The sequence below is a fragment of the Dietzia sp. DQ11-71 genome (assembly GCF_014144995.1).
Classification (GTDB): Bacteria; Actinomycetota; Actinomycetes; order Mycobacteriales; family Mycobacteriaceae; genus Dietzia; species Dietzia kunjamensis.
Map to the genome: position 1 here is coordinate 1 of NZ_JAALDT010000198.1, position 9667 is coordinate 9667.

9 protein-coding genes are annotated in these 9667 nt (G+C 70.6%); 5 read left to right on the plus strand and 4 right to left on the minus strand.

The genetic code is table 11. The annotated features are described in order from the left end of the window. Positions 1 to 34 precede the first annotated feature (34 nt). On the minus strand, positions 35 to 631 hold the full coding sequence (locus tag G6023_RS08005) for a TetR/AcrR family transcriptional regulator (protein WP_182634889.1): 597 nt from the start codon (positions 629 to 631) through the stop codon (positions 35 to 37). A 155-nt stretch (positions 632 to 786) separates the two neighbouring features. On the opposite strand from G6023_RS08005, the gene G6023_RS08010 reads away from it, so the two are divergent. The 4 genes from G6023_RS08010 to G6023_RS08025 all read left to right on the plus strand — a co-directional run bounded on the left by G6023_RS08010 (position 787) and on the right by G6023_RS08025 (position 5882). Continuing rightward, on the plus strand, positions 787 to 2388 hold the full coding sequence (locus tag G6023_RS08010; protein ID WP_182634902.1) for an FAD-binding oxidoreductase: 1602 nt from the start codon (positions 787 to 789) through the stop codon (positions 2386 to 2388). After that, positions 2385 to 3344, plus strand: a complete 960-nt coding sequence (locus G6023_RS08015) for a diacylglycerol kinase (protein ID WP_182634891.1) — start codon at positions 2385 to 2387, stop codon at positions 3342 to 3344. The genes G6023_RS08010 and G6023_RS08015 overlap by 4 nt, the downstream gene beginning before the upstream one ends. Positions 3345 to 3444: 100 nt before the next feature. After that, on the plus strand, positions 3445 to 4053 hold the full coding sequence (locus G6023_RS08020; RefSeq protein WP_241727760.1) for a CAP domain-containing protein: 609 nt from the start codon (positions 3445 to 3447) through the stop codon (positions 4051 to 4053). 92 nt (positions 4054 to 4145) lie between these two features. After that, entirely contained in the window at positions 4146 to 5882 is a 1737-nt protein-coding gene (locus G6023_RS08025) for a BCCT family transporter (RefSeq protein WP_182634895.1), read from the plus strand. Here G6023_RS08025 and G6023_RS08030 read toward each other — a convergent pair. After that, complete coding sequence (locus G6023_RS08030; protein WP_182634897.1) at positions 5879 to 6661, minus strand: pirin family protein; 783 nt, start codon at positions 6659 to 6661, stop codon at positions 5879 to 5881. The genes G6023_RS08025 and G6023_RS08030 overlap by 4 nt on opposite strands. Positions 6662 to 6897: 236 nt before the next feature. On the opposite strand from G6023_RS08030, the gene G6023_RS16155 reads away from it, so the two are divergent. Beyond that, entirely contained in the window at positions 6898 to 7023 is a 126-nt protein-coding gene (locus tag G6023_RS16155) for a hypothetical protein (protein WP_256821000.1), read from the plus strand. 48 nt (positions 7024 to 7071) lie between these two features. Here the strand turns inward: G6023_RS16155 and G6023_RS08035 are convergent, their stop codons facing one another. Further along, positions 7072 to 8118, minus strand: coding sequence for a hemolysin family protein (locus G6023_RS08035; protein ID WP_182634899.1), 1047 nt, complete (start codon positions 8116 to 8118; stop codon positions 7072 to 7074). Continuing rightward, complete coding sequence (locus G6023_RS08040) at positions 8111 to 9484, minus strand: hemolysin family protein (protein WP_182634901.1); 1374 nt, start codon at positions 9482 to 9484, stop codon at positions 8111 to 8113. The genes G6023_RS08035 and G6023_RS08040 overlap by 8 nt, the downstream gene beginning before the upstream one ends. Between the last annotated feature and the right edge of the window lie 183 nt (positions 9485 to 9667).

The following is a 9667-nucleotide window of genomic DNA, read 5'->3' on the forward strand; positions in this document are numbered from 1 at the left end:
GCGGTGGGCCCGTGGTCCGCTTTCGCGTGCCCGGTTACAGGCCCAGGTACCCGGTCACGAGCAGGTGGAGCTCGGCGCGCCACGAGTCCGCGTCGAGCGGCGGGTCGGCCAGTGGAGCGGACAGCACGGCGCCCTGGACCGCGAGGTAGAGCATGGTGGCCATGCGGTCGGGGTCGCGGCCGGCGAGGCGGGCGTCGGCCGCGATGGCGCGGGCGAGGACGTCGCGGAGGAACCCGATGAGTCGGTGCTGGGACGTGCCGAGCCGGCGGAACACGTACTCGGCGAGCATGCCGCTCTCGTGTCGGCGCAGCGCGTCGAGCAGGGGGTCGGTGCGCACCTCGTCGGCCATCGCACACAGCAGGCGGGCCAACTCGTCGGCATCGTGGACCGCGCCTTCCAGCAGGTCCGGGCCGACGCGCTCGACCACGCCGGTGAGTTCGCGGGTGAGGAGATCGGCGACCAGTGCGCTGATGTCCGGCCAGTGCCGGTAGAGGGTGGTGCGTCCGACGCCGGATCGGCGCGAGACCTCGACCATCGTGGTGCGACTGGGGCCGATCTCGAGGATCGCGGCGCGGGCGGCGGTGAGTGCGCGGTCCCGGGTGGTGTGGCGCAAGGGGCCGGAGATGGTCACCGGGCCTCCTTCGCGGCGGGTCCCGCGGGGCGCGGGTCGGTGCCGGGACACCGGACGAAAACCCGTGAGCGGAACAGATCGTGCTCTAGTGTCCCAGTATGAGCGACGTGAACCCCGCTGACAAGCACCGATCCGGCCGCCTGCCGCTACCGCCGATGGACCTGTCCAGGTGGGGGACGGCCGCCGAGGCCACGGAGCTGAGCGAGAGCATCCGCGCCCTGCTGCGCGACGTGCTCGGCGTGACCGCGGAGACCGGGCGGACGTTCGACCCGGCCGCGGTGACCGCCTCGCCGTCGCGACTCACCGACGCCGATCTCGCCGCACTGGCCGACATCGTGGGCCCCGGCGACGTCTCGGTCGACGACGCGCAGCGCCTTCCGCGCGCCCGCGGCAAGTCGACGCCCGACCTGTTGGCGTGGCGGACGAGGCCGGCCGTGGACTGCCCCGATGCGGTGGTGGCCCCGGGGGACGACGACGAGGTGGCCGCCCTCCTGGACTGGTGCACCTCCGAGAAGGTCGCGGTCGTCCCCTTCGGCGGCGGCACCTCCGTCGTCGGCGGCCTGGACCCGGACACCGGGACGAACAGGGCCGTGCTGAGCGTCGACCTGGCCCATTTCGACGGTCTCGAGTCGATCGACCCCGAGTCGGGGGAGGCGGTCCTCGGGGCGGGCGTCACGGGTCCGCGGGCCGAGGAACTGCTGGCTGAGCACGGTTTCTCGCTCGGGCACTTCCCGCAGTCCTTCCCCTACGCCACGCTGGGCGGCTACGCCATGACCCGGTCCTCGGGACAGAGCTCCGCCGGGTACGGGCGCTTCGACGAGATGGCCAGCGGGCTGACGGTGGTCACCCCGGTCGGCGTGATCGAGGCGGGCCGGGCCCCGGCGTCGGCCGCCGGACCGGACCTGCGGCAGTGGCTCCTGGGATCGGAGGGTGCGTTCGGCGTGTGCACCCGGGTGCGCGTGCGGATCCATCCGGTGCCGGAGGTGGTGCGGCACGAAGCGTTCCGCTTCCCCGACTTCGCCACCGGCGCCGCGGCGCTGCGCGCGGTCGAGCAGCAGGGGACGGGTCCGACGGTCATCCGCCTGTCCGACGAGACGGAGACGATGGTGAACCTCGCCACCGCGACAGAGTCGATCGGCGAGCAGGCCGGGGACGACGAGGACCGCTCCGGAGGGTGCCTGTGTCTCTGCCTGTTCGAGGGCACGGCCGCCCATGCCGGGTCCCGGCACGCGGAGACGCGGGAGGTCCTGATCGCCCACGGCGGTATCTCGCTGGGCCCGGGGCCCGCGCAGTCGTGGGAGCACGGCCGCTTCGGGACCCCGGTCCTGCGCGATGCGCTGCTGGACAACGGCGCGCTGGTGGAGACCCTGGAGACCGCCACCGACTGGTCGCGCCTGCCGGCACTGCGGGCCGCGGTCACGGAGGCGTTGACCACCTCGCTCGAGGCCTCCGGAACGCCGGCGCTGGTCATGTGCCACATCAGCCACGTCTACCCGACGGGTGCGTCCCTCTACTTCACCGTGGTCGCCGGTCAGCGTGGGCAGGACCCCGTCGCCCAGTGGCTCGAGGCGAAGCGGGCGGCCTCCGAGGCGATCGTGGCGGCCGGCGGCACGATCACCCACCACCACGCGGTCGGGGTGGACCACCGCCCGTATCTGGAGTCGGAGATCGGCGAGGTCGGCCTGCGGATGCTGCGCGCGGTGAAGAACGCCGTCGACCCCCACGGCGTGTGCAACCCGGGCACACTCATCCCGTGAGCGCGCAGCTGTCCGACCGCCGGATCGGCGCGGTCACGCTACTGGTCAACCCCGCCGCGGGCGGTGGGCGCGGGGAGAAGGTGGCGGACCGGGCCGCCGACCGGCTGCGTGCGCACGGACTCCAGGTCACGCGACTGGCCGGCGGCGGGGCGACCGAGTCTCTCGCGTTGGCGCGGCGGGCGGTCGCCGACGGGACCGACGCGCTGGTGGTGTGCGGCGGAGACGGGATGGTCTCGATCGCCGTGCAGGCGCAGGCCTTCACCGATGTGCCCGTGGGCATCATCCCGGCGGGCACCGGCAACGACCTGGCCCGCGAGTACGGCATCCCCCTGGGCGATCCCGAGGCCGCCGCGGACGTCGTCGCCGACGGCCGGGTCGAGACCGTCGACCTCGGCCGGGCCACCCCGGACGGCGGGGAACCAACGGTGTTCGCCTCGGTGCTGTGCGCCGGGTTGGACTCGAAGGTCAACCGGCGGGTCAACGAGATGGGACTCCTCCGCGGGCCCCTGCGCTACGTCCTCGCCTCGATCATCGAGTTCCCGACCTACCGTCCCCGGCGCTTCCGGATGGTCTTCGACGCCGGGCTGCCGAGCGAGGACACCGTCGAGACCGAGGTCCTGCTCAGCGCGTTCGCGATCACCCGCAGCTACGGCGGGGACATGAAGATCGCACCCGACGCCGACCGGAGCGACGGGTTGTTCGACGTCTGCTACGTCGGGAAGATCTCCAAACTCCGCTTCATGCGGCACTTCCCCTCGATCTACTCCGGCGGCCACGTGGGCCTGCGCGGCGTGTCGACGAGGCGGTGCCGGACGGTCCGACTCGAGGCCGCGGACGTCGAGGCCTTCGCCGACGGGGACGCCGTCGCGCCCCTCCCGGTGACCGTCGAGGTGCTCCCCGGGGCGGGTCGGTTCCTCGTGCCCCGTGAGCCACTCCAGTCACACCAGCATCACTGATATCTGCTGGTCACAGCATTGACGCCGTCCCGCGCCCGTCCTGTTACCTCATCGGCCAATCGGTTCGCTTCAGGCGCACCGAGACGGCATGATCACCAACATGCGCACCAGTCCCATCGCGTCACTCGCGACGATCGCCGTCACCGCCGCCACCCTTCTGGGTGGGGCCGCGACCGCCTCTGCCCAGACGGCTGACCGGACCCTGCCGTCCTTCATCCCGCAGCACCTGATCCCGGCCCACCTGGTGCCCCGCGTGGACGGTCTAGTCTCCCAGGTGCGGGCCGCACTGCCTCCCGAGGCGTGGGCTGCGGTCGGCTCCAGCGAGATGGCCTACCAGGACATCACCGCCCTGGCCGTCGGCGGCGGGTTGCGCGAGGGCATCGTCCGCGAGATCGACGCGTACCGCATCGGCCGCGCGCTCGGGACGCTGGCGCCCAACCCGGAACTCGACCGTGAGGCCCAGGCCTGGGCCGACCGACTCGCCGCCCGCGACGAGGTGGTCCACAACACCGCCCTGATCGGCCGTGGCTACGGGGAGAACATCGTCGCCGCCGGGACCCACTGCGGCGCGACTTGCCTCGTCGACCTGTGGAAGAACTCGCCCGGACACAACGAAAACCTCCTCGATCCCGGGTACCGGTCCGCCGGTATGGGAATCGCCTATTCGAGCGGCGGGAAGGTATTCGTGGTACACAACTTCGCGTACTAGAAGCCCGACCACTAATAGAAGCAGCACTCTGACTGAACCACTCGATCCGGCGGCACCGGCGCCCGGGTAGAGCCGAGACGACGGGGGAGACCATGTCCGAACGGATCACGCGAGCACTGAGGCTCAAGACAGACCCAGGGGTGTTCCTGACGACGGTGGGGATCATCCTCGCCTTTGTCGTCATCACCTTCCTGGCCGGCGACTGGGTGGGCAGGGTCTTCGGCACCGCCTCCGGGTGGATCATGACCAACCTCGGGTGGTTCTACATCCTGGGCGTCACGACCTTCCTCGGGTTCCTCATCTGGGTGGCGATGAGCCGATTCGGCCACGTCCGCCTGGGCGGGGACGACGAGCTCCCCGAGCACTCCACGCTGAGCTGGTTCGGCATGCTGTTCGCCGCGGGCATCGGCACGATCCTCATGTTCTGGGGCGTGGCGGAGCCCATCTCGCACTTCGCGACCCCGCCGCGCGGGGGCGTCGAGCCCGGCAGTCGGGACGCGGCCACCGAGGCGATGGCGTTCACGCTCTACCACTTCGGCCTGCACACGTGGACGATCTTCGCGTTACCCGCCCTGGCGTTCGCCTACTTCATCTACAAGCGCAAGATGCCGCCTCGGGTGAGTTCGATCTTCGCCCCGCTTCTGGGTGACAAGATCTTCGGTCCACTCGGCAAGACGATCGACATCGTGGCGCTCGTCGGCACGGTGTTCGGTGTGGCTACCTCGGTCGGCCTGGGCACGCTGCAGATCAACGCCGGCCTGGACGAGCTGTTCGGCATCGCCATGTCCCCGGTCGTCCAGGTCCTCGTGATCGTCGTGGTCACCACCATCGCGTGCATCTCCGTGGCCCTGGGCCTGGAGAAGGGCATCAAGCGGCTGTCCAACCTCAACATCGCGGTCGCGGTCGCGCTGCTGATCTTCGTCGTGGCCACCGGGCCGACCCTGTTCCTGCTCAAGGGCACCGTCGAGTCGCTGGGGATCTACCTGTCGACCCTGCCGGAGCTGGCGCTGTGGAACAACGACTTCCCGGCCAACGACGACCTGGCCTCGTGGCAGAACACGTGGACCGTCTTCTACTGGGCGTGGACCATCACGTGGTCGCCGTTCGTGGGCATCTTCATCGCCCGGATCAGCCGCGGCCGCACGATCCGCCAGTTCGTCTTCGGCGTCCTCGGCCTGCCGGTGGGCTTCTCGGTGCTGTGGTTCGGGATCTTCGGCATGGCCTCGTTCCACATCGAACTCTTCGGTTCCGGTGGCCTCACCGAGGCGGTGGTAGACGACGGCGACATCCCGGGCGCCCTGTTCGCGTTCCTGTCGAACTACCCGCTGGCCACGCTGTTGTCCGGTATCGCGGTGCTGCTCGTCGTCGTCTTCTTCACCACGTCCGTCGACTCGGCGGCGATGGTCGTGGACATGATCGCTTCGGGTAAGGACGAAGAGGTCCAGGCCTCCCCCGCGCACCAGCGCGTCATCTGGGCCGTGCTCATGGGCGCGGTCGGCGCGACGATCCTCGCGGGCACCGGAGAGGGTGGCCTCACCGCGTTGCAGGAGGTCATCACCGTCATCGGCCTGCCGTTCTTCATCATGGGCTTCGTGATGATGTACAGCCTCGTCAAGGGGCTCCGCGACGACATGGGCGAGCGCCTGCCCACCGTCACCCGGCAGTGGGATCGCGCCTACTCGCCGGAGGAGCTCGAGGAGCACGAGGAGGCGCCCTCTCCCGAGCCGGTTCATCCGCTGCATCAGCTCCCGGACTCCGACGGTGGGCTCGAGGAGGACGACGGGGCACCCGCGGCGTCGACGGATCCGGGGCCGACCTCGGACCGCTAGTGTCCGCGCACGTCGAGCATCGTCATGCCAGCGTGCATCTCCCACACGAGGATCTCGGCGCCGTGGTCGCCGGCGGTGACGCGTCGGCCCCCGGCGGCGGTCATCCGCGCGGCGTCGCCGGTGTCCAGCAGGCCCTCGCCCTCCAGCGTCACCGAGCCCAGGGGCACGTAGAGGTGGACGTAGGGCGCGTCGGGGAGCTGGACGGACCGGCCCGGTGCCAGCCGCGCGGCGTGCAGCGCGGACGAGTGGTCGCGGATCCGGATGGCGGCGCGGTCGGCGTGGGTGGGTAGCCCTCCGGCGACGACGACGAGCTGGTTCTCCAGCTCCGCCGGTTCGATCTCCAGCTGTTCGTAGCCGGGATCCCCACCGGAGGAGTCCGGGACGACCCACATCTGGACGAGGTGGACCGGGTCGGCGGGGGCGGCCTCGGGGCGGACCGGGCCGTCGCGCCAGCCGTCGTTGCGTTCGGAGTGCAGGATCCCCGAGCCGGCGCTCATCCGCTGCGCGAGTCCGGGGTAGATGATCCCGCTGTGTCCCTCGGAGTCCTGGTGCACGAGCGAGCCGGACAGGACCCACGTGACGATCTCCATGTCCCGGTGGCCGTGCGTGTCGAAGCCGGAGCCGGCGGCGATGCGGTCGTCGTTGTTCACCAGCAGGCGGCCGAAGTGCGTGTTCATCGGGTCCTGGTAGTTGCCGAACGAGAACGAGTGGCGGGAGTCCAACCACCCGCCGGCGTCGTGTGAGCGCGACCGGGACCGGTGGATACGGATGTCGGACATGGGCTCTGTGCCCCCTCCCCAGAGGTGGATGACGCATCAACTATAGCATCGGCCGGTGGCGGGATGACGCTCTCGCGCGTTCGGTGGCGGCGATGGAGGGGGCACTTTAGGGTTCGAAACGACTGTTCGGGCGATCGTTCAGAACGCCCGTCCAGAAAGATTGTTTATCTGTCAGCGGCCCGGCGCCGACGAGCGTAGAGTGACGGGTGTCACACCGACTAGCAGGAGGTTCCACGATGTTGCAGAACGCGCTGGCCACCACGGTGCGAGTAGGTGTGGCCACGTACAGCGGGGTGGCGCAGATCGTCGTGGACAACACTCTCGGGCGGGTGCTCGACACCAACCCCGACAAGGTCCGGTAAGTCGTCGGGGCGCTTCCTGCTGCTCAAGCGACCTACTGCTCGGGCGCCCTACTGCTCGGCTCCGGGCGTCGCATCCCTGACCTCGCCGACGAGTTCTGCCAGGACGTCCTCCAGGACCAGCAGCCCACGCGGGTCGGGTTCGCCGGGTTCGCGATCGTCGACGACCGCGAGGTGGGCCCGCGCCCGCTGCATCGCCTCCAGGACGTCGTCGAGGGGGGTCTCCGCGGGCACGATCCCCAGTTCGCGGATCCGATCCCGGCGCAGAGGCTGGGACAGGTCGTCGCCGAGGGTGTCCTTGACGTGGACGTAGCCGACGTACGCGCCGCCGCGGCGCACGGGGAACCTCGAGTGCCCCGTCCGCACGCACAGTTGCTGCACGTCCCCGTTGGACCAGTCCTCCTCGATCGAGTCCACCTCCGCGATCGGCCGGAGGACGTCGGCGGCGGTGATGTGATCGAACTCGAGCGCGCCCTCGAGCAGCAGCGTCTCGTCCTCGTCGAGGAGGCCGGAGTCCTCGGCCGCGGCGACCATCCCGTGCATCTGGTCCACCGTGAAAGTGGTCTCCACCTCGGAACGCGGTTCCACCCGCAGTACGTACCTCACCACCGCGTCCGCGGACTTGTTCATCAGCCAGATCGCGGGCAGGAACACCAGCACGAAGACCCGCAGGACCGGGCCGAGCAGGAGGGCCGCGGCCGCGGGCCGGGCGATCGCCATGTTCTTGGGCACCATCTCGCCGAGCACCATGTGCAGGAATGTGACGATGAGCAGGGAGATCACCAGAGCGATCGGGTGGGCGAACCCGGTGGGCACGCCCAGCCAGCCCAGCGGCTGCTCGATGAGGTGGGCGATGGCGGGTTCGCCGACCGCGCCGATGAGCAACGAGCAGGCCGTGATGCCGAGCTGCGTGGCCGCCAGTGAGAGCGACACGTTCTCCATGCCGCGCAGCGACCACAATGCGCGCGTGCTGCCCTCGGCCGCGTGCGGCTCCAGGTTGTCGCGCCGCGCTGAGACCATCGCGAACTCCGCGGCGACGAAGAACCCGTTGCCCAGCAGGAGGGCCACCAGGACCAGTAGCGCGACACCGTCACTCATCCGGATCCACCGCCTCGGGCTCGTCCCGCAGGACGGTGGCGCGCACCCGCTCGGCCCGGTGCGCGCGCAGCGACTCCACCCGCAGGCGCACACGCGCCCGCGTCGGCAGGTCGTCGTCGTCGCGGTTCTCGTGGTCATGCGCGTCCAACTCGGTCTTGTCGCCGACCCGGGGGAGTCGGTCCACCGCCTCGGACAGGAGCCCGGACAGGGTGGACACCGTCTCCACCGGCGGGATCTCCAGTCGCAGGATGGCGCCCAGTTCGTCGGGCCGCATCATCCCGCCCACGAGAACGGTGTCGTCGTCGACCCACTCGTGGGTGCGCGACGCACGGTCCTGCTCGTCATCGATCTCGCCGACGATCTCCTCCACCAGGTCCTCCAGGGTGACGATCCCCGCGGTCCCGCCGAACTCGTCCACCACCACGGCCATCTGCAGATCGGTCTGACGGAGCAGCCGCATGAGCGGGTCGAGCGTCATCACCTCCGACACCACGGTCGCCTCGGTGGCGATCTCCCGCACCGGCGTCCGGGCGCGCTCGTCGACAGGCACGGCCAACGCCTGCCGGTAGTGGACGACGCCCACCACCTCGTCGACGGTCGCGCCGAGGACGGGGAACCGCGACCGGCCCGTCGCGGCCACCGTGTCGAGCAGGTCCTGCGCGGTGTGGTCACGCAGGAACGTCACCAGCGGACGGGGCACCATCACGTCCGCCGCGCGGTGTTCCCCGAACGAGATCGAGCGGGTCACCAGCTCGGCCGTGTGCGGGTCCATCGCGCCCTGACGGCCCGACCGCGCGGCCGACGCCCGCAGCTCCTCGGGTGACCGTGCCTCGCCGGGTTCCTCCTGCGGGGTGAACCCGAGCAGCCGCAGGACGACGTTGGCGGTGGTGTTGAGGCCCGTGACCAGCCAGCCGAACACCGCCATGAAGATCCGCTGGGGGATCACGACCAGCCGCGCGACCCGCATCGGAGCGGCGATGGCCCAGTTCTTTGGGACGAGTTCGCCGAAGACCATCTGGAGGAAGGTGACGACGACGAAGGCCACCGTCATCGCGATGCCGCGGGCCGCCGGCTCGGACATCCCCGACACGCCGAGGGCGCCGGTGATCAGCTCCCCCACGGAGGGACCGGTGAGGTATCCCGCCAGGAGGCTGCTGACCGTGATGCCCAGCTGGGCCCCCGACAGGTTCGTCGAGGTCCTGGCCAGGGACCCGTCGAGGGTCGTGGCGATGCGATCGCCCTCCGAGCCGGCCGCACGCACGTCGTCCCGGTTGACGGTGAGGAACCCGAACTCGACGGCCACGAACAAGGCGTTGGCACTGATGAGCAGTATCAACGCCAGCGTGAGCGTCAGGGCGATGGCCACGTCAGGCCCGGCTACTGGCCGTCTGCCGTACCGTCCGAGCCGCCCACGGCCTGATCCGGCTGCTCAGGGGTCTGGTACACCTTCTTCTGCTCGGCGCGCTCGGCAGCGCCGTCCCCGCCCGCGCCGGACGTCGCAGCGGAGCTCGCCGCTCCCGCGGAGTCGTGCGGTGTCGCGCCCCCGGCG